The sequence below is a fragment of the Acinetobacter sp. 1294596 genome (genome assembly GCF_000582925.1).
Taxonomy (GTDB): Bacteria; Pseudomonadota; Gammaproteobacteria; order Pseudomonadales; family Moraxellaceae; genus Acinetobacter; species Acinetobacter radioresistens.
This window is the reverse complement of record NZ_JFCC01000001.1, coordinates 1-21404: the sequence shown is the minus strand read 5'-3', so window position 1 is coordinate 21404 and position 21404 is coordinate 1. Positions and strand designations below refer to the sequence as shown.

At 43.9% G+C, this 21404-nt stretch carries 17 protein-coding genes and 1 rRNA gene; 8 read left to right on the top strand and 10 right to left on the bottom strand.

Features of this window, described 5'->3' with window-relative positions; genetic code table 11:
• Positions 1 to 54 precede the first annotated feature (54 nt).
• A complete protein-coding gene (gene rho, locus J502_RS00090; RefSeq protein ID WP_005016165.1) occupies positions 55 to 1317 on the bottom strand; it encodes a transcription termination factor Rho in 1263 nt (420 codons plus the stop codon).
• 333 nt (positions 1318 to 1650) lie between these two features.
• Entirely contained in the window at positions 1651 to 1977 is a 327-nt protein-coding gene (gene trxA, locus J502_RS00085; protein WP_005016162.1) for a thioredoxin, read from the bottom strand.
• A 264-nt stretch (positions 1978 to 2241) separates the two neighbouring features.
• Here trxA and ppx point away from each other — a divergent pair, with 264 nt between their 5' ends.
• From ppx to J502_RS00060, 5 genes are read left to right on the top strand one after another with little or no spacing between them, the layout of a single operon-like run.
• Positions 2242 to 3762, top strand: a complete 1521-nt coding sequence (gene ppx / locus J502_RS00080) for an exopolyphosphatase (RefSeq protein WP_005405781.1) — start codon at positions 2242 to 2244, stop codon at positions 3760 to 3762.
• Positions 3763 to 3797: 35 nt separating this feature from the next.
• On the top strand, positions 3798 to 4622 hold the full coding sequence (locus J502_RS00075; RefSeq protein WP_005016159.1) for an acetyl-CoA carboxylase carboxyltransferase subunit alpha: 825 nt from the start codon (positions 3798 to 3800) through the stop codon (positions 4620 to 4622).
• Positions 4559 to 5923 (top strand): tRNA lysidine(34) synthetase TilS, encoded by a 1365-nt coding sequence (tilS, locus tag J502_RS00070; RefSeq protein WP_080587401.1) that lies wholly within the window; start codon positions 4559 to 4561, stop codon positions 5921 to 5923. The genes J502_RS00075 and tilS overlap by 64 nt, the downstream gene beginning before the upstream one ends.
• 16 nt (positions 5924 to 5939) lie before the next feature.
• The gene (proC, locus tag J502_RS00065; protein ID WP_005405967.1) at positions 5940 to 6770 is read left to right on the top strand and encodes a pyrroline-5-carboxylate reductase; all 831 of its coding nucleotides are present in this window, start codon (positions 5940 to 5942) and stop codon (positions 6768 to 6770) included.
• A gap of 26 nt (positions 6771 to 6796) precedes the next feature.
• Positions 6797 to 7366 carry a YggT family protein gene (locus J502_RS00060; protein ID WP_005016149.1) on the top strand — a complete coding sequence of 190 codons (570 nt, stop codon included), beginning with the start codon at positions 6797 to 6799 and terminating at the stop codon, positions 7364 to 7366.
• 70 nt (positions 7367 to 7436) lie between these two features.
• Here the strand turns inward: J502_RS00060 and polA are convergent, their stop codons facing one another.
• Positions 7437 to 10196: a DNA polymerase I gene (gene polA / locus J502_RS00055; protein ID WP_005405990.1), complete on the bottom strand. Its 2760-nt coding sequence runs from the start codon at positions 10194 to 10196 to the stop codon at positions 7437 to 7439.
• 153 nt (positions 10197 to 10349) lie between these two features.
• Here polA and J502_RS00050 point away from each other — a divergent pair, with 153 nt between their 5' ends.
• Entirely contained in the window at positions 10350 to 13199 is a 2850-nt protein-coding gene (locus J502_RS00050; protein WP_034682666.1) for a DUF2339 domain-containing protein, read from the top strand.
• Here the strand turns inward: J502_RS00050 and J502_RS00045 are convergent.
• Positions 13189 to 14112: a mechanosensitive ion channel family protein gene (locus tag J502_RS00045; RefSeq protein ID WP_005023542.1), complete on the bottom strand. Its 924-nt coding sequence runs from the start codon at positions 14110 to 14112 to the stop codon at positions 13189 to 13191. The genes J502_RS00050 and J502_RS00045 overlap by 11 nt on opposite strands.
• 9 nt (positions 14113 to 14121) lie before the next feature.
• On the bottom strand, positions 14122 to 14943 hold the full coding sequence (locus J502_RS00040) for a DUF432 domain-containing protein (RefSeq protein WP_005016140.1): 822 nt from the start codon (positions 14941 to 14943) through the stop codon (positions 14122 to 14124).
• A 103-nt stretch (positions 14944 to 15046) separates the two neighbouring features.
• On the opposite strand from J502_RS00040, the gene gspE reads away from it, so the two are divergent.
• Complete coding sequence (gspE, locus tag J502_RS00035; protein ID WP_005016139.1) at positions 15047 to 16534, top strand: type II secretion system ATPase GspE; 1488 nt, start codon at positions 15047 to 15049, stop codon at positions 16532 to 16534.
• 71 nt (positions 16535 to 16605) lie between these two features.
• Here the strand turns inward: gspE and J502_RS00030 are convergent, their stop codons facing one another.
• The 5 genes from J502_RS00030 to J502_RS00010 all read right to left on the bottom strand — a co-directional run bounded on the left by J502_RS00030 (position 16606) and on the right by J502_RS00010 (position 20616).
• On the bottom strand, positions 16606 to 17031 hold the full coding sequence (locus J502_RS00030; protein WP_005016136.1) for an organic hydroperoxide resistance protein: 426 nt from the start codon (positions 17029 to 17031) through the stop codon (positions 16606 to 16608).
• A 97-nt stretch (positions 17032 to 17128) separates the two neighbouring features.
• On the bottom strand, positions 17129 to 17953 hold the full coding sequence (locus J502_RS00025; RefSeq protein ID WP_034679533.1) for a carbon-nitrogen hydrolase family protein: 825 nt from the start codon (positions 17951 to 17953) through the stop codon (positions 17129 to 17131).
• Positions 17954 to 17976: 23 nt separating this feature from the next.
• A complete protein-coding gene (gene gigB / locus J502_RS00020; RefSeq protein WP_005016131.1) occupies positions 17977 to 18507 on the bottom strand; it encodes an anti-anti-sigma factor GigB in 531 nt (176 codons plus the stop codon).
• 113 nt (positions 18508 to 18620) lie between these two features.
• A complete protein-coding gene (gene gigA, locus J502_RS00015; RefSeq protein ID WP_005016128.1) occupies positions 18621 to 19589 on the bottom strand; it encodes an RsbU family protein phosphatase GigA in 969 nt (322 codons plus the stop codon).
• 124 nt (positions 19590 to 19713) lie between these two features.
• Positions 19714 to 20616: an MlaA family lipoprotein gene (locus tag J502_RS00010; protein WP_005016125.1), complete on the bottom strand. Its 903-nt coding sequence runs from the start codon at positions 20614 to 20616 to the stop codon at positions 19714 to 19716.
• A 549-nt stretch (positions 20617 to 21165) separates the two neighbouring features.
• Here J502_RS00010 and J502_RS00005 point away from each other — a divergent pair.
• Positions 21166 to 21404 (top strand): 16S ribosomal RNA (locus J502_RS00005); the annotation flags it as partial.

The following is a 21404-nucleotide window of genomic DNA, read 5'->3' as shown; positions in this document are numbered from 1 at the left end:
GACCATCGTTATAGATGGCCTTTATATTATGAGTACTTACTTTACAGTTCTTGCTTATTGCTTGCGTTTCATCTGATCAAAGAAATCATCATTGGTCTTGGTTTCTTTCATACGGTCAAGCAGGAATTCCATAGCTGCCAGTTCATCCATAGGATGAAGAAGTTTGCGCAGAATCCAGACTTTGCGCAGATTTTCTTCACTCATCAGGCGCTCTTCACGACGCGTTCCTGATTTCTTGATATTCATGGCAGGGAAAACACGCTTTTCTGCAATACGGCGGTCTAGGGTAATTTCTTGGTTACCTGTACCTTTAAATTCCTCATAGATGACGTCATCCATTTTGCTGCCAGTTTCAATCAGGGCAGTTGAGATGATCGTCAAAGAGCCGCCTTCTTCGATATTACGTGCAGCACCGAAGAAACGTTTAGGACGTTCTAAAGCATGTGCATCTAAACCACCAGTCAGTACTTTGCCTGATGATGGAATTACCGTGTTATAAGCACGGGCCAGACGGGTAATCGAGTCAAGCAGGATTACCACATCTTTTTTATGTTCAACCAGACGTTTAGCTTTTTCAATAACCATTTCAGCTACCTGAACATGGCGAGCAGGTGATTCATCAAAGGTAGATGCTACTACTTCACCACGAACCGTCCGCTCCATTTCAGTTACTTCTTCTGGACGTTCATCGATGAGCAGCACGATCAGAAAAACTTCCGGGTTGTTACGAACAATTGACTGAGCAATATTCTGCAGCAACATGGTCTTACCGGCTTTTGGTGGCGCTACAATAATTGAACGCTGACCTTTACCAATCGGAGCAACCAGGTCAACCACACGTGCTGTCAAGTCTTCCGTTGTACCATTACCAAGTTCCATTACCAGCTGTTCGGTTGGAAAGAGTGGGGTCAGGTTTTCAAAGAGAATCTTGTTACGTGAGTTTTCAGGTGTGTCATAGTTAATCTGGTTAACTTTAAGCAGGGCAAAATAACGTTCACCCTCCTTTGGCGGGCGAATAGTACCTGTAATGGTATCACCCGTACGTAAATTAAAACGGCGAATTTGGGATGGACTGACATAGATATCGTCTGGGCCTGCGAGATACGAACCCGCAGCTGAACGTAAGAAGCCAAAACCGTCAGAGAGAATTTCAAGTACACCATCACCAAAAATTTCTTCGCCATTCATAGCATGACGTTTCAAGATGGCAAAAATAATATCTTGCTTGCGGTTACGAGCCATTCCTTCAAGGCCCATAAACTCAGCAATTTTAATAAGTTCGCCAATCGGTTTTTTCTTGAGTTCGGTTAAGTTCATAGATGGTCAGATAGGTCTAAAAAGGGACATATGAAGTGGAAGTTAAGAAGAAGCAAAAGTCGGCCGCATGCAATATGAGTAAGTCCGTCGTAATTGCACAATAACAAACTCAGATGACTGATTAGTTGTATCGAAGAGAAATGTATAAAACACTTTCTGTTGCCGAGCGGCGATCTTATGTTTTGTATCTTTTAAGAAAGTGGAGAGCGAGAATTGCTCCAACGTTTCTTGAGCATGAAATATAAGTCAGAACAGGAGGTTTGTCAATTTAAGCATGAAAAAAATACGCTATTTTATAACAGCGTATTTTTATAACGGATGTTTAAAACCAGATTAGATATTTTCGTCAATAAATGCAGCCAGTTTCGAGCGTGGAGCAGCACCTACCTGCTGACCTACAACTTCGCCATTCTTAAACATCAACAGTGCTGGAATATTACGGATATTGTATTTTACAGCCGTATCTTCGCATGAAGTCACGTCAACTTTAACGATTTTGACCTTGCCTTCGTATTCACGTGATAAATCTTCAAGTACAGGAGCAATTGCCTTACATGGGGCACACCATCCTGCCCAGAAATCTACCAGCACTGGAGTTTCAGCGTCCAGAACATCTGCCTGGAAGTTTTCATCAGTTGTATTAACAATATTAGCAGACATGGGTATGACTCCAAAAGTATTTTAAAGATAGCATTGTAATTTTGCGAATATTACACAGCCATCAGGTTCAATGAAAGAGTTAAAGTTATTTTTCCTCTTATCTGTTGTTTTGTCTAATGGAAGCTCGCGATACTGACAATCGTGATACACAATCATTAAGTAAAACAAAAAATATAAACTCGAGTAAATGTTGAGTAAACGTCTTTTAAATTCATAGCATGTGAATTACTCTAAGCGACAATTCGGTGAAGGTATGTGTAAAGAATGTCTGATTTTTTGATCGATGAAGAATTGCTTGCTGCCATAGACATGGGGTCAAACAGTTTTCATCTTGCAATTGCCAGAGTTGATCATGGGGAAGTCAAAAAAGTTGCCTCAATGTCAGAAAAAGTTCAACTGGCAGCCGGCCTTGATGAAAATAAAAACTTGACTGAAGCTGCACAACAGCGGGGTTTAGCCTGCCTTGCCCGTTTTGTGGCGCGTTTGGGTTCAGTACAACCTACCCGCATGCGAATTGTAGCAACCAATGCCTTACGTCAAGCGAAAAACGGGCATGAATTTATTCAAAAAGCTGCCGAAATCTTGCCAAAGCCGATTGAAATCATTGCAGGGCGTGAAGAAGCCCGTCTGATTTATCTGGGAGTTTCACATACTATTGCTAATGGTGGCCGCCGGCTAGTCGTCGATATTGGTGGCGGTTCAACTGAGCTGATTATTGGTGAAGAGTTTGAACCCTTGCATACTGAATCCTTACAGATGGGTTGTGTGGCCTATACCAAAGCTTATTTTGCTGACGGCTCTATTTCCGTAAAAGCTTTTGATAAAGCCGTGGTTGCTGCACGTAAAGAGCTCTCTGCAATAGCTAACACCTATAAAACTGAAGGATGGGATACTGTCGTAGGCTCAAGTGGAACCATTAAGGCCTGCCGTCAGATTATGGTTAATATGGGGTTGAGTGACGAGCAGGAAAAAGTTACCCGTGAAGGTCTATATAAATTAAAAGATAAACTGCTTAAGTTTAAGCATGCTTCTGAAATTGATTTCGAAGGTTTAAAAGATGACCGGCGTGCTGTTTTACCTGCCGGGATTGCCATCTTGTATGCTGTTTTTGAAGTCCTGGAGCTAGATAAACTGGTGTATTCAGATGGTGCACTTCGTGAAGGGGTGATGTATGACCTGTTGGGACGTTTTAAGCATGAAGATATTCGGGACCGTAGTGTACAGGCATTGATGGGACGCTATAACGCTGATCCGAAACAGGCAGAGCGTGTAGTAAAAACAGCCCAGCAACTATTTGATGGCGTGGCAGAATCATTAAATCTGACTTGTGATGACCGTGATCTGCTACGTCGTGCCGCCTATGTGCATGAAATTGGTCTTGCAATCAGTCATGGTGGATATCATCGTCATGGTGCCTATTTACTTCAACATTCTGATATTCCGGGATTCTCCCAGATTGATCAAAATCATCTATCTCGGCTGGTGGGCTTTCATCGCCGCAAGCTGCGTCATGAAGCAAAAATTGAAGTAACGCGGGCAGGAGGCGAAAAACTGGCCTATCTTTGCCTGTTATTACGTTTAGCAATTTTAATCAATCATAGTCGCAGTGATCAGGTGCTTCCTGCCATTGAACTGTCTGTAGTAAATGATCAACAATGGCAACTCAGTGTTTCGGGTGATGCCAAACAATGGCCTCTGCTGATTGCAGATTTGCAGGATGAGCAAGTGCAGTTCAAGCATTGGGATATTGAGTTGAATATTCAGTCGGAAAAATTTATCAATTGACTCAATTTTGTTAATTCAGGAATAATACTCGGCCTATGAAGAACAAAGCTGCTCAATCTAAAGCATGGAAAACAGTTCAAATTGCACGTCACCCGGAACGTCCGCAATTTCTGGATTATGTGGGCGAAATTTTTACAGAGTTCGATGCGTTGCATGGTGATCGCGTTTTTGGCGATGATGGCGCGATGATCGGCGGATTGGCTCGTTTCGATGGTCAGCCGGTGATGGTGGTAGGACAGCACCGCGGTCGTAGCACTCGTGAAAAATTGCAACATAATTTCGGGATGTGCAATCCTGAAGGCTATCGCAAGTCACAACGTCTACTCGATATGGCAGAGCGATTCAATCTGCCAGTATTTACGTTTATTGACACTATGGGCGCATACCCGGGTGTAGGGGCTGAAGAGCGGGGACAGGCTGAAGCTATTGCCAGTAGTCTTGCCCAGCTTTCAAGCCTGAAAGTTCCGGTTATTGCAACGGTACTGGGTGAAGGTGGTTCTGGCGGTGCGCTGGGGATCGGGGTTGCAGACCGCGTGATTATGCTGTCACACAGTATTTATTCGGTAATCTCGCCAGAAGGATGTGCCTCTATTTTATGGAAAACTGCTGAAAAGGCAGAACAGGCCAGTGAAGCGTTATCATTAACAGCAGATAAACTTCAGGCACTGGGTATTGTAGAATATGTCGTCGATGAAGGTGAGGGAGCACATTTACATCCCGAACTGGTTATGGACCGTCTTCAAGAAGTGCTTAAACAGGCACTTGATGAATTGAAAGGAATGGATGCTAGCGAACGATGCGAGGCACGTTACCAACGTTTAATGAAGTTTGGCAGCGAGAATTCAGGTCTGGTTGCTTAAAACAGCTTGAGCAATTTCCACCAGAAACTTCTTTCCTGATTGGATGTAGTGGGGGCATGGATTCCATGCTCCTATTATATTTTATGGCGGCAGTTTGCCCCGGACGGATCAGGGCTATCTATGTTGATCACCAGTTACAGGCTCAGAGTAGGGACTGGGGTGTTCATGTGCAAGCTGAATGTATGAAGCTTGATGTTCCATGCATTGTGCAGCCTGTACATGTAAATGCAGGTAATCTTGAACGTCAGGCCCGTGAAGCGCGCTATCAGGCTTATCATCAGCATATTAAATCTGGCGAAGTACTTGTTCTTGCCCATCATCAGCAGGATCAGGCTGAAACCGTATTGTTAAGATTGTTTTCTGGCACGGGTATTTCTGGACTCTCTGCTATGAAACAGCTAAATCAGCGTCATGAAATGCCAATCTGGCGTCCGATGCTGTCCCTCTCCCGTGAGCAGATTTGCCAATGGACTGAACAATTAAACATCAGTTTTATTGATGATCCTTCAAATAATAATACTCATTACGACCGTGCCTGGTGCCGAACAATGCTCTGGCCGCTCTTAGCTTCCCGCTTTTCTAAAATGCAGCAGGCAGTCTCCCGCACAGCTTCATTAATGCAGGATGCCGATGAGATTCTGCAGGAAGTATTACAAGAGGATTTAAAAAATTGTGGCAATGCACAGCAGCTTGATCTCGCAAGATTAAAACTACTTTCAAAACCCCGACAGCGACAACTGCTTTCAGCATGGATGAAAGGTGAAGGTATATATCGGCCAGCTTTTGAAATGGTTGAGCGGATTCAGCATGAAGTTATTGCTGCCAAAGCCGATGCACAGGCGGCGCTACACTGGAACAAGTATTATTATGTTCGTTATCATGGGCAGCTTCACCGGTTACAGACAGATGAATATCTGGCTGAGAAAAACAGTCAGCTCATTTTTGAAAAAAGTCTTTTTCCCGAACTTTCTCATGTTTACCAAACTGCTTCTGGCCATTATCAGATTCAACCGCAAGCAGTCGGTTTATCAGCAGATTTATTGAAGCAGAATCTTGTATTAACATCGCGGCAAGGTGGGGAAAGAATTCATCTTTATGGCCGGGTAGGTGCATGGCCGCTCAAAAAGGCTATTCAGGAAGCGCAAATTTTTCCTTGGCAGCGTCATCAGATTCAAATATTAAGCCGAGATAATGTTATGCTTGGGGTTTTTACGCCCAAAGGGTTTTGGTTGGCGCAATCTCCATATTGTGAGCGAGGTGGCTGGCAACCGGTATTAATCACTCAGCAACAACAAATGTAAATGATGAGCATTAAACATGAGCACAGCTTTAAATTGCAATATCTGTTTTATTGGTGGTGGCAATATGGCACAAGCCTTAATTGGTGGCCTGTTAGCACGTGGGTTGCCTGCTACCCGTATTACAGTAGCTGATCCGGTTGAACAGATTCGTTCATTGCTTCAGGAAAAAGATATTCATGTGACTGAAGACAATATTGCAGCTATTCATGATGCCGATGTGGTCGTTCTGGCTGTTAAACCACAGGTATTGGCTAAGGTATTGCAACCTTTAAAAGGTCTATTTGCTGGAAAACTGCTTATTTCAATTGTAGCAGGTGCTCAGATTGCAACTATCGCTGAGCTGGTCGAGAGTGATCAGGTGGTACGGGTAATGCCGAATACACCGGCACTGGTACAGACTGGCGCACACGGATTGTATGCCAGCCCTGCTGTGCAGCAGGCGGACCGTGATCTGGCTAGTCAGATTCTGGCATCGACCGGTTTGACCTTGTGGGTTAATACCGAAGAACAGATTGATGCTGTTACTGCGGTCTCTGGGTCTGGCCCGGCATATTTTTTCTATATGATGGAAAGTATGATACAGGCGGGTAAAAATCTTGGTCTGGATGAGAAAGTAGCCACCGCACTGACTTTACAAACAGCTTTAGGTGCTGCACAAATGGCAATTACCAGCTCCAGCTCACCGTCTGAGTTACGTAAAAATGTAACCTCACCGAATGGCACGACACAGGCTGCACTGGAAATGTTTGATCGTGCACAGATTTCCCAAAATATTCAGGCTGCACTTGCTGCAGCGAAAAAACGCAGCCAGGAACTCGCACAAGAGCTGAGTGAAAGCACTAAATAATTTGATTTGATTAGGAAAGTTAAAGTATGGGTGCAAATTCTGCGCTAATTTTTGGCATTATCATTAACGTAGCGATTTTGCTCGTCTTCTTCCGTTTCTTGGTCCAGTTGGCTGCGGTGAATCCTTACAACCCGGTAGTAATGTCTACGGTCAAGGCAACCAAGATTGTTGATGTGTTCGGCCGTATCCTGCCAACACTCGGTAAAGGCCGTGTAAATCTGGCAGCTCTGGTTCTGATCGTGGTGTTATATCTGCTCAAGATTTTCGGCCTGATGTATCTGTCTGGTGTTATGCCAAACAGCCCTGTACATCTGGTGATCTTGACTTTTGTGACCATGATTCAGGATTTATTACGTTTCTGTCGCTATCTGATTTTTGCAACGATCATCTTAAGCTGGGTGGTGATGTTTACCCAGTCGCGTGGGCCTTATATTGAAGTCATTCAAGATCTGGCTGAACCTTTATTGGCACCGTTTCGCCGCTTGATGCCTAATATGGGGATGATTGACCTGTCTCCAATTCTGGCATTCCTGGCGCTCTATATTGCCGAGATTTTGATGAATGAAGTTGCCCGGATTTTGTTAGTGGGTTTATAAAGCGCTAAAATAAAAAAGGACCGTTAGGTCCTTTTTTATTTTCTGGTGATTAAGTAAAGCAAGTGGTAGCTTAGTGTGCTTCTTCCCAGTTACAGCCTTTACCTACTTCTACCAGTAAAGGTACAGAGATTTCGACTACCGACTCCATAACCTCAGCCAGTTGAGGGGCCAACTCATCTGCAATATTTTCATCAACCTCGAATACCAGTTCATCATGAACCTGAAGTAATAAACGTGCCTGATCTTTCGGCAAGATTTTATCTACCGCAATCATGGCCAGTTTAATAATATCTGCTGCGCTTCCCTGTAACGGTGCGTTAATTGCAGCACGTTCAGCTGCTTTACGTACCATCATGTTACGGGCATCAATATCTGGTGTGTATAAACGGCGACCAAATAGCGTGTCTACAAAGCCCTGTTCCAAAGCCAGTTGACGGGTACGTTGCATATACTCATAAATTCCCGGGTAACGGTGAAAATACTGTTTGATATAATCCTGCGATTCCTGACGGGTAAAACCAAGCTGACGAATCAGACCGAACTCAGACATGCCATACAGTAATCCAAAGTTTACAGCTTTAGCTTGGCGGCGCTGGTCATTGGTGACGTCTTCAAGGGCGATACCCAAAACTTCAGCTGCTGTACGGCGATGAACATCCTGACCGTGGCGGAAAGCATCTAGCAGGGCATCATCTTGCGAGAAATGGGCCATTAGACGCAATTCGATTTGCGAATAGTCAGCAGCCAGCAAGACACGACCAGCCGGAGCAATAAAGGCTTTACGAATCTGTCGGCCAATTTCTCCGCGAATTGGAATATTCTGTAAGTTCGGATCAGATGACGAAAGTCGCCCGGTTGCAGTAAGTGCCTGATGGTAGCTGGTATGTACCCGATGGGTAGAGTTATTGGACTGCTTGACCAGAGCATCTGTATAGGTGCTCTTCAATTTAGCAAGACTGCGGTGTTCCAGAATTACAGCAGCAATCGGATGTTCAATTTTTTCCAGAATACTTTCGCTGGTACTGAACTGGCCTGTGGCAGTCTTTTTACCACCTTTAATGCCGAGCTTTTCAAAAAGCACTTCACCTACCTGTTTCGGAGAAGCAATATTGAACGTTTCACCAGCCATTTCCATTGCTTGCTGTTCTAGCTCTTGCATGGTTTTGGCAAACTCTACGCTGAGCTGGTCCAGAAAGCCGTGGTCTAGACGTATACCATCTTCTTCCATACCCGTCAGAATACGGGCAACCGGCATTTCAATATTATATAAAATATTGCAAAGTTCCGGATGAGCTTTTAATTTTTCAGCCAGTACTTCATAGAGGCGATAAGTAACGTGAGCATCTTCGGCTGCATAAGGTGAAGCCACTTCCAGCTCAATCTGGTTAAAACTCTTCTGCTTGGCACCTTTCCCCGCAACCTGCTCAAAGGTAGTGGTCAGGTGACTTAAATATAGGCGCGCGACATCATCCATACCATGACGGGTAGCCACCGAGTTCAGCACGTAAGAGGCCAGCATGGTGTCAAAAAACCAGCCCTTGAGTTCAATTCCATGATTGGCAAAAATATGGGCATCATATTTAAGGTGATGGCCAATTTTTTCAACCTGATCATTTTCCAGAATAGGCTTGATTTGAGCCAGAACCTGTTCACGGTTCAGCTGCTCAGGTGCACCTGCATAGTCATGTGCCAGAGGAACGTAATATGCATCTTTTGCATCAAAGGCGACAGAGAAGCCGACCATTTCTGCTACACGGTAGTCCAGACTTGTTGTTTCAGTATCAATAGCAAAACGGGTTTCGCTAGACATACGCTGAAATAGCAGTTCCCAGTCTGCTTGGGTCAGCACGGTATGATAAGTTGCTTCGCCCAGCCGGTCTTCTTCACTGCTCAAAGTAGCATGTTCATCTGGTATGTCTTTATTTGCAGGTAAAGCCGTAGCTTGAGCTGAAGCCTGTTTATAAGTAGTGTTATTTGGATTATGGGGGTGATCTAGGGATTGTAGCTGATTACGGAACTCAAGTTCGGTATACAGATTGCGCAAGGTTTCTACATGTGGATCTGCCAGTTTTAGATCCTCCCAGCTTATATTCAAGTCAAGATCACATACAATGGTAGCCAGCTGATGGTCAATGGTTATACCTTCGAGATTGTCCTTAATACTCTGGCCGACTCTACCCTTAATATGTTCTACATTTTCTAGGATGCCTCCGAGTGAACCGTATTCATTGAGTAGTTTAGCAGCAGTTTTTGCCCCTACACCTGGTACACCCATAATACCATCTGAGGCATCACCCATCAGGGTCAGGTAGTCAATAATCTGGTGAGGCCATACTCCAAACTTCTCAAAGACTCCCTGAATATCCATCGGTTTGTCTTTAAAACTGTCTTCCAGTGTCACTTTATCTGTGACCAGCTGTGCCATATCCTTGTCACCAGTAGAGATCAGGACCTGATGGCCGGCAGCTTCAGCGCGTTTTGCCAGTGTTCCAATAATGTCATCAGCTTCGGCACCCGGCAGGGAATAAAGGGGAATACCTAAAGCCCGGATCAGGGCATGCAGATAAGGAATCTGCTGGGAGAGTTCACTTGGCATGCTTGGGCGGTCACCTTTATAAAGTGGCGACAGCTCATGGCGGAAAGTAGGCTCGGGTGTATCAAAAATTACAGCCATATGGGTGGGCTGGATGCGGCGCATCAGTTTTTGTATTGCAGAAATCGCGCCACGGATTGCATTGGTATGTAACCCGGTTGAAGTGGTTAATTGAGGCAGCGCATGAAATGCCCGGAATAAAAAATAGGACCCGTCAACCAAGACAAATGGTGGCATTGAATACTTCCTTACAAACGAATGGCTTTATTCTACGTGAATTTTCTCTGCAATGCAGAATATGAATTTTGCAGCAGTTTGTATGCAAATTCTTTTATCTGATAAGAGATCGGTTAAGATAGCCAAAATTGGACAGGAATACTCAATTTGCCCATGTATAACAAAGATAAGCAGGGATATTTCATTTTTCTTCTGATCATACTTGTCGTTATTTTTTCTGGCTCTGCAGTTGTTAATTTTGAGCTTGGCATGGTCGGCGCCAGTTTATTTTTCAGCATATTACTCATCCAGCTGGTTTCAAATATGCAACAGCGTTTGCAGCAGCTAGAACAGCGGGCGAAATTTATACAGCCAGCAGCCGATCTGGTTTGGCAAAAAGCAGGAATGTATGCAAGTGTGCTGTTTGGGGCAGTGATTTATTTAAGTGACTGGCGCAGTATGCTCTGGCTTGCAATTATAATTTTTATCATTTGTCTGATTCATTTGCTTAACCGGTTGCAACAACGTTTGGCTAATCTGGAGCAGCATCATTCACTGGCTGAACCTTCTTTACTTCCGTTACCCGCCCGGCAACTGCAAAGCAGGCAAGAAGCAGAAATACTTTCCGAACAGATTTTCCCTTCAGGGCCAGCTCATACCGGATCTTCTGTTACCGAACCAGATAGAGTGCCAGCAGTAGCACCAGACCCGGCTGCTGCAAGCTGGTGGCAGCCTGCCATTAACTGGATGGTACATGGCAATCCAATCTTGCGAGTCGCTGTGGCAGTGCTGATGATCGGAGTCATATTATTACTCCGCTTTGCCAGTGAACACTGGCAACTCAGCTTGGGTTTTCGCTTAGGGTTTATTGCTTGTATTGGTGGTGCTATTACATTTTTTGGCTATACCCTGCAAAAGAGAAATCTTTTATTTGCTGTTGCATTACAGGGGGTAGGACTCGCTGTTATTTTCCTGACACTGGTATTTGCCCATCATTATGGAGTTATTGCCAGCCTGTCTATAGCCAGTATGCTCTTTGCAGCACTGTTGATAGTGACCAGTTATTTGAGCCTCAAACAGCATGCTGTTTATCTGGCTATACTAGCTTTAGGAATGGCCTATGCGGCGCCCCTGGTCATTCCACAGTATCATCCGGATACAGTGTTTTTACTGGGCTATTATTTATTAATTAATCTGGCAGTGGCTGTAGTTAATTTTGTTCAGTCCTGGAAAATTCTTAATCACATTGCATTCTTTGTCACCATGCTGTTAGGTGGCAGTGTCATCGTCATATATAGCGAAGCAAAACAGTATCTCATCCTTGATCTCATCATCTGGCTGCATATTCTGCTCTTTATCTGGCTAAGCATTCGCTACAGCCAGTTAATTGCACGTAAACACGCATTAAGTTTAAGACAATTGCTTAGTCATCCTGAGCAAGAACAGGGCCGTTTACAGCCATTGCTTGATGTGAGCCTGATCTTTAGTGTACCCGTGCTGGGTTTTTCCCTGCATGCCTGGTTGATGCGCGATAATACATTGGCTTTGACTCTAGGTGCTGCCTTGCTGGCGCTCATCTATGCCGGATTGACACTCTGGATTCGTCAGCGACAGCAGGAGTTATCTTTACTCGCTAAAAGTTTTTTTATTTTATCGGTTGCTTTTATTGCACTAATTTTTCCGCTGGCCCAAGGGGCACACTGGAGCACCATTGGCTGGGTCGTACAAGGCGCCGCTCTAATTGTCTGGGGCGTAACTGAACGCTACCGATTTAGCCGTTATATTGGGGTAGCATTACTTTTGCTAAGTTCAGTGACCCTGTTTTATCAAATCTGGAGCCAAAGCCAGTTTCCGGTTTTAAGTACAGCAATTTATGCGTTTGCCCAGCTGATATCAGTATATTACCTGTTACAGCATGAGTCCTCTGAAGAAAAGTATTTTAGTAGCAGTGTATTAAGCTGTATTTTACTGGCTTTAGGTCTTTATGCGGGAGCCGCCGCCGCTGTACACAGTCTTGGCCTGCAAGGGCAGGGTTTAAGCCAATATCTGGCTATGGCAGCTCTTTTATCTACAGCATTTACAGCATTTATGCACTGGAAAACCCAAGTAAATTGGTTGCTGGTACAGTTATTTATCAATACGCTATTTTTATTATTTTTAGGTGCTGCGATCTGGCAGGAAAATTTGTGGACTAATCTGGCATGGAGTACATCGGGGTCTCAATATTCGTTCCTGTTTGCTTCGGCCGTTACTGCTTTTATAACATTATGGGCAAAACCTGAACATAACAGTCAATCAGTAAAAGAATTTTGGGCTGCGGTTAGCTGGTTATTGTTGGCTGTTACTGGTTTGGCTATTTTGCCAACAACGCCACTTCTGGCACTGGGCTTAATTCCTGCATTGTATGGCGCTTGGGCAATTTACTCAAAAATATCTTTTCTGATGCATTCTATTACAGTGTGGTGTTTAAGTCTGTTGTGGCTGACTGGCCTGAGCATTGATGTTCAGGTTGCTGAGTATGCCTACTGGACAGTAATTCTTAATCCTGCCGATCTGCTTTCGATTGGAGTAATGGCTGGTTTACTCTGGGCGATTTATCAATATCGATTCCATGATAAAAATCTGGAATGGACATTCAAGATTGGTTCGATTCTGGTGAGCTTGCTGGTTATGAGCAGTATCATGGTACGTGGCTTACATCATTACCTTGGTACGCCACTTTGGGGAACAGCAATTTGGAGTAATGGGACAGTTCAGCTCAGTTTAACCCTGTTGTGGGTTATCCTTGCTTTTATCCTGATGACGCTGGCCAGTCGCCGCTTGTTGCGACAGATCTGGTTTATCGGTGCAGCCTTACTGGCTATTGTAGTGGCAAAACTGGTCTTTCTGGATCTATCGCAAAGTGGCACTATTACCCGGGTGTTCTCGTTTATTGGGGCCGGAATCGTGATGCTGATTATTGCTTACCTGGCACCTCTGCCACCTGCCATACAACAGTCGACAGATGATGAGCCTAAAGTTTAGGCTCACGCTTTATTTCTCTGGCATTGGCATATGTATCAATATCTTCATTAGCCAATGCAGCAGTGAGAGGGGGGCGGTCAACAAAGCCCATTTTGGGAACAGGAATTTCAATCTGATTATCGACAAAGCCATTACGGATCAATTCCTGCATTTCATCACGGACCTGCAGATAATTTTCCCGGCTACACCATACGGCGAACAATAGTTCAATTGATGATTCTCGAAATGCCGTTACTGTCACTGCCGGTTTAGGTTCGTCCAAAACCAGAGGATACTTATTGGCAACTTCCAGCAGAACTTCCCGTACTTTAATAATATCTTCATGGAAATTAATCGCGAGGGTAATGGGGATACGCCGTATGGGAAATTTTGACAGATTCATAACCGGTGCCCGAATCAGCTGTTCATTCGGCAAACGCACATAAACATTATCGAGGGTGAGCAATTTGACCGAAAGCAGATCAATTGACAGAACCTCGCCTTCAATTACATGGCCACGGATGAGAGTAATCTGGATGGTATCACCAACCTCAAAGGAGCCTTCACCAATCAGGAACAGACCGCTGATCAGGTTGGTTGCAGAGGTCTGCGAAGCAAAACCTAAAGCTACTGTTAAAATACCGGCGGCGCCAAGAAAAACGCTAAGTTTGAAACCGGCTTCCTTTAAACTGGCAATTACAAAAAGCAGAAAGATAAAATAAAAAATACCGCGGCGCCAGACGAGGCGCTGATGAGCATTAAAGCGTAAACCTACCGTACGGATAAAAGTATTGGAAATTACCCGAGCAATCAAGAAACCAATCAGGCAAAGTACCAGTCCTACCAAGATTTCACTTAAACGGTCCAGATTAATATTGGTAAAGATTCCTTTGAGGCTTTGGGTCACTTCTTTTGGAATATTTGTATCAGCCATGACCACCTCTTAGAAGAATGAATCAAACATGTTAAATAGTGCTCCACCTGGAGAGCGCGGGGGATGAATATACTGAACCTCGCCAGCCAGAGGCGGGGTCTGGTTTTCAATTCTTACCCGCGGAGGACGGTCCAGTCCTTCATGCAGAACTTTAATCTGTGAAGTCCATAAACGGCCAGTTTTTTCGCTATAAAACAAAGGCAAGGCAGGTACAGGCACATTCATGCGGTCAAAACGCAGCTGCTGATTGCTGGTATTATGAAAATGGATAGGGGTTACGGCGCGAAAAGCACGCGGTTTAAGCTGGCTTAGTTCAGTACGGCCATCCACTGCAGTGGCATAGCACATTTCACCGGTACGCTGGTCTGGGCCAAACCAGGTATCTTTAGAAAGAATGACCGGTAAATCGAATAAAGGATCTCTCTGACTTTCTACAAAACCGGCAATCCATAAGGGAGTGCTGATATAAAGCGTACCGCGTTGCCCTGCTGGGATGTAAATCGGATTGACCGGTTTAATTACGACAGAGCGGTCAGCCAGACGAGGCATAAGCTGGAATTTGCTATGTGTTTTTTTAAACATATAACGTTCAATCTCAACCGGCTGTGGAAAGATAAAATCTGGTTCTTCAATGATACGCCATTCCTGCTCATCATCATGCTGAAACTGTGGTCGATGATATTCAAGTTGCCACTCGCGCTGACTGCGAGTCAGACGAAAAAATAATGAACCGAACTGCCAGGCTTTATTCTGGTTCATATCAAATTGCTGTTCACCCCACCACTTAATAGTAGAAGATTCAGGCTCGAAATTTTCATTGTAATTTGTCAAGACCAGTTATTCCTTTCATCACATCTTTAGCAAAAAACAGACTTCACGCTGTCATATGCATAGAGTACACTCAAAACCAATTTTTCTATTATTATAAGTTGTGATGCAAATACTTAAACAACTACAAATACCTTACAGTTTTGCAAAACGTCATGGCGTCATCTTGCGTTATGAAGGGGACCAAGTCTATATCATGCGTCGTGAAGACACGACTCCTCTTGCTTTGCAGGAGGCTCGTCGGCTACTGGGCCGCCCGGTACATTACCAGTTATGCAGTGCGCAAGAGTTCAATAGTTTATTAGGATCCAGTTATGCCGGTGATACCGGTGAATCACAGCAGGTAGCTGCAGGGCTCGAAGACCATCCGGACTTGCTGAGCCTGGCAGATCAGGTACCTGAAGCAGAAGACCTGATGGATCAGGAAGATGATGCACCCATCGTTCGTCTGATTAATGCCTTGCTGTCTGAGGCAATTCGTGTCGGTGCATCCGATATCCATATTGAATCTTTTGAGAAAAAACTTTCAGTTCGTCTGCGGGTCGATGGACAGTTACGAGAAATCGTTCAGCCACGGCGGGAGCTTGCACCTTTGCTGGTGTCCCGGATTAAAGTAATGGCCCGTCTAGATATCGCCGAAAAACGTATTCCACAAGATGGCCGTATTTCACTTCGTCTTGCCGGACGCGAAGTTGATGTTCGTGTTTCGACCTTACCTTCTTCGCATGGTGAGCGCGTTGTTATGCGTCTGCTCGACAAACAGGCGGGTCGTCTTAATATGACGCATCTCGGCCTGATTGCAGAAGATTATGAACGGTTAAAAACTTTGGTGCACCGACCCCACGGTATTATTCTGGTGACCGGTCCAACCGGTTCTGGTAAAACCACGACTTTATATGCGGCTTTGTCTGATCTGAATGATGGTAGCCGTAATATCCTGACAGCCGAAGATCCTATTGAATACCAACTTGAAGGAATTGGCCAGACCCAGGTTAACACCAAAGTAGATATGACTTTTGCGCGGGCTTTAAAAGCTATGCTGCGTCAGGACCCAGATGTGGTTATGGTCGGGGAAATTCGTGATCTGGAAACAGCTGAAATCGCAGTGCAGGCCTCTTTGACTGGCCACCTTGTACTTTCTACACTCCATACCAATACAGCCATTGGTGCAGTAACACGTCTAAAAGATATGGGCATTGAACCTTTTTTACTTTCAAGTTCTTTAATTGGTGTGGTGGCTCAGCGTCTGGTACGTACTTTATGCGCACACTGTGTCGATTGGCGTGAGGCTGACAGTTTTGAGCAGCATATCTTTAACTCTTTTGAACAGATAGAACCGGTTCGTTTACCTGTACCTAAGGGCTGCGAATACTGTGCCCATACCGGCTTTACTGGACGTACAGCTATTTATGAGATTGTTCCGATTGATGAGCAGATGCGCCGTCTGATTCATGGGAATGCAGCAGAGTATGAGCTGGAAAATTTTGCCCGCAGACATGCAGGTTCAATTCGCGAAGACGGCTTGCGTAAAGTATTGCAGGGTAAAACAACTTTAGAAGAAGTGCTTCGCGTTACCAATGAAGCAGCCGAATAAGTCATTTTATAAGAATATTAATCAGGGCATTATAAAATTCTGTTTTTGAATTTTATAATGCCATTTTACTTTTAAGTCGTAATTTTTAAATCAACATTAATATTATTGCGAGTCGCGTTTGAATATGGACAGACAATATGAGCAGCTTCAACCAGTTTTTCCGCTTCAGTCTGGTCCATTCCTTCTAAATGAATATTGAGTGTGACTTCAATACCAAAACCGGTCGGTATCGGCCCAATTCCTACTTCGCCGTCAATATAAGCATCTTTAGGCATGCTATATTTATCACGGCCCGCAACAAATTTCATTGCACCCAAGAAGCAGGCAGAATAGCCAGCCGCAAATAATTGTTCAGGGTTAGTGCCACCACCAGGACCGCCCATTTCCTTTGGTACAGCCAGTTTTACATCTAAAATCTCGTCAGATGAGGTTGCGCGACCATCACGGCCACCTGTTGCTTTTGCATGTGCACGATAAACTACTTTTTCTAAAGCCATTTTATTACCTATAAGCGAATAGTTGTAGTGTTATCGTGGCGTATTAAAGACCAGAATAAATTGGTTTTTTTGTAAAAAAATCTAAAACCAAATTAAATCAGAACGTGACCAGTTTTCGATGTTGCATGAGAGGCATAGAGTTACGTACAAACTGCTGTTCTTGCAGGTCAAAAGGAACGGTAATCAGGCCCGGACCTTCATTGTTAACCATAGCCAGCAGCTGGCCGCGTGAGTCTGCTGCGGCTGCATGTCCCCAAGTCTGGCGCTTTTCACCATGCCAACCCTGCTGCGCTGCACCTAAAACCTGACATTGGCTATCCATTGCGCGAGCTTGTAAAAGTAACTGCCAGTGTAGCTGGCCTGTAGTGTAAGTAAAAGCAGCTGGCGCAGTTAAAATATTGGCACCACGCTGACGTAGGGTTAAAGCCAGCTCTGGAAAGCGAAGGTCATAACACACCATAAGCCCGATTTGGCCAAATGGTGTATGAATGACTACAGGCTTGTCACCAGGTTCAAATACTTTAGATTCCTGGTAACCACCTACAGCATCCCCAACCTGAACATCAAAAAGATGAATTTTGTCATAACGTCCTTCGGTTTTTTCCGGACTGATACATAAACTGGTCGTACGTACCCGACCATCTTTTATGGTAGAGCCATCAGGACGAAACGGGCAGGGCAATGTACCTGCAATGATCCAAAGATTATAATGATGTGCCAGCTGCTCTAGCCGGCGCTGAATATGTTCAAACTGTTCAGCCGTTTCACGCTGCTTACCTGCTGCAAAACAGACAAAATTTTCCGGAAATACAATAAGCTCGGCACCTTCAGCCTTACTCTGCTGCATCAAACGTTCAATCTCAATGAAGTTATCTTCAATCAGATTTTGGGAATTCATTTGAACAACAGAAAGTAATGGCATCAGTTACTCCGTTTGTTTAGGCTTCAGGTCGAAGGCGCATTTTTACGTTCAGATACCTGATCCAGTGTATCCTGTTCTTTTTGCAACTGTTTTACCAGAGGTTCAAACATATTCTGGTTATTCTGGTTGAGTTTCATTAAAGTTCGGTGAGCATCGAGTACAGTCGTCAACATAGCACCATGAGTTACATGCTCTTCAACAAGTGTACGTGTGCAAACGTTTGGATCACCGCAGTAATTTAAAATTACAAAAACCTGCCCCAGCCCCATACTGTTGGCCAGAGTCGTAATATCGGAATTGGTAGAGAGCATGACAGCCTGAATATTATGGGTCTGCTTAAGTTTTAAGCCCAGCTTCGCCAAAATACCTAATACAGTACTGTCAATAAAAGTAGTCTGGGTCAAATCGACGATTGCACCCACGACACCTGCTTGTTGCTCAATTTTACCAAGTAGTTTGTCTAGACTTATACAAGATTGGGCTCGCACTTCACCAATAAGTTTGAAAATATGCGTTCCATTCAAGCTTGCATATTCAACATGACCTGTTGACATATAAATGCCATTTGCAGAGAAGGATATGAAAATTATCACATAGGGGGGCTACAGACTCAAGTGGCCGATAGTCATCATAGCTATAGCTAAAGAGTATTATATTGATAAATCAGTTAATTCTTTCGACATAGACTTAAGATAGCAATGTCATCTGCAACATGACTCGGAGGCTCAAATGACTGTTTTTCCAGATGTTGGACCAGTTGTTCAAACTGTTCATTCAAACGCCCATCAAAGGGTTCAAGGGCGCCATCTGAACAGATAATGAACCGTGCATGCTGGTTCAGATAACATTCAAACTCTTCAACTTCTAGATCATCTGTCAAGCCTAATGGAAAGCTGCTCGTACTTAAAATTTTCGGTGGTTTATGTGGTTCAAACAAAATAGCGGGCGGATAATGTCCCGCGCTGGACCAGCGGAGTTGATGGGTTTCGAGGTTTAAAATTCCGGCAATCATGGTGATATGCTTTTCAATATTTTCTTGCATCAGCATACCGTTTAGTTTCTTGATCAGTTCACAGGGTGTTTTAGAGCGTCCATGAAAGGCAGCCATCCATGAGGTTAACAAGCTGCTGGTTACCCCATGGCCTGAAACATCTGCTAAATAGAAAATAATTTCTTTATCATTCAGCTTCCAGTAGTCATACCAGTCACCGGACAAATAGGCTGAAGGTTGAAAAAAAGTTTCTATTTCATAATCTTTTAAGGCTAAAGGATTAGGTAAAAGACGTTTTTGCAGTTCTGCGGCTGAGGGCAGATCACGACTATCCTGATTACGTTTATACTGTGCATCTATTTTTAACAACGCCTGATCAGGCTGATCCGGTAGATCATTCCAAATCCAGCCAGCTAACGCTCCCTGTTCCCAAGCTTTGGCAAGTGCAGCCCCCTCATGCTGAAAAGCAATAACTACAGTAGGTAAATTCCACTGATAAACCAGGAAATCTTCTACATCTGCAATTGCAATAATTGTCGGGTCGTATAAATCGATATCCTCAATATGAATCATTTGCAGATTCGGAAGCGCATGTAAAGCCCGATCCAAATAAGGAATAGGGCGAGTGGGCTGAATAAAATACATAAGAGGCGTTGATTTACCTGTTTTAAACAAATTTTAAGTTCATCATAATAGATATACTAATTATATAAATCAAAGTGTTGCTAGAGTAACTAGAAAGGATCTAGCAAAACTATTTATCAATTAGTTAATCCGAGATAATTTCAGGATTCGCATTTTCATCTGCTTCATCATCAATAAAAGTGATTTCAGCATCAGTGCCTTTTTTCTGGGCAATCTCATAGTTTTTACGCTGTAAATAAATATCACGGATGGCCGCATAACGGTCGCCCTGTAAGACATCTTCAACATCAAGTAGCTGGGAACGAATATCGATACCACGTAGCATCTGGTCCCCCCAGTAAAGACCCTCGTGATCTTCAAAAATATATTTTTGTGGTCGCGCCTGACTGTCTACTACGCGACCTACAGTATCACGAAAAGTACTCGGACCTAAAACAGGTAATACCAGATAAGGCCCGGACGGCACTCCCCAGTAACCCAAAGTTGTACCAAAGTTCTCGTCTTCACTCTCTAAACCTACACGTCTCGCTGGATCAGCGAAACCTAAACTCGATAGGGTATTTACTGTAAAACGACCGAGAGTTTTTGCTGCGCGGGCCGGACGTCCTTGCATAAGCTGGTTTACTGCGTTCCAGGGTTCACCTAAATTCTTGCGGAAATTGCGGTAGGTTCCCCGCACATCAGTAGGTATCTTTTCTACATATTGCACAGCAACTGGTCGGATAATAGTGCGATCAAGTGCATCGTTTAATTCATAGATCTGACGATTCAGAGGTTGTAAAGGATCTTTGACCTCCTCAGGCTGTGCTGCATTAGCATTTACCTTTAAGTCTTGACGGGTAACATTCTTGAGCTGCTTTAAAGCTTCTAAACGAGAAGGATGAGACGGATGGTCCGGATCAATCACCTCAGCATCAGGAACCTGTTCTGTTGAAGCCGAAACAGGCTGAGCAATCTCCTGAGCGAAACTAGAAGAAGCAAAACCGGCAGCCAGTAAGCTTGCCCATAAAAAATGAAAGTGAGGCATAAAAATTCCTAAAACTTCTACAAGCAGTCAAATGGTCCACAAATTTGATGAGAACTTATTTAAACAGTTCCTTGAATCACACTATTAAAGCAAATTTGTTTGAAATATGGTGAAAAAAAGATGTTTTGTTTAAGAATTATCCAGATGAACGATATTTTATAAAATACCGCTTGCGTTAGGAAATAAATGGCCTATAATGCACATCCATCGGCGGTGATGAAGATTAAAACTTCTGATAAAACAGTAACTTAGTTAAATATAGTTAAGTCGGGTTTTGTTAGATAGGTTTAAAATAATCTGAATTACCAGTTGACTTTATGAAAAGAAAGCGTAATATAGCCGACCTAGCTTGCTGCTGACGAAGCAGTAAGAAGATCATTAAGAGAATATGAAGAACAACTTGTGTGGATTTTTACTGATTGATCGATCGAAATAATTTTCATTGATTGAATGGTAGAAATTTCTCGAAGTTTATTTGAGTAAATTTTTAGTCAGAAGATTAATGAGCCAGAATTGGTACCTTGTCTATAAATAAGGTACAAATGATTTTAACTGAAGAGTTTGATCATGGCTCAGATTGAACGCTGGCGGCAGGCTTAACACATGCAAGTCGAGCGGATGAAGGTAGCTTGCTACTGGATTCAGCGGCGGACGGGTGAGTAATGCTTAGGAATCTGCCTATTAGTGGGGGACAACGTTCCGAAAGGAGCGCTAATACCGCATACGTCCTACGGGAGAAAGCAGGGGACCTTCGGGCCTTGCGCTAATAGATGAGCCTAAGTCGGATT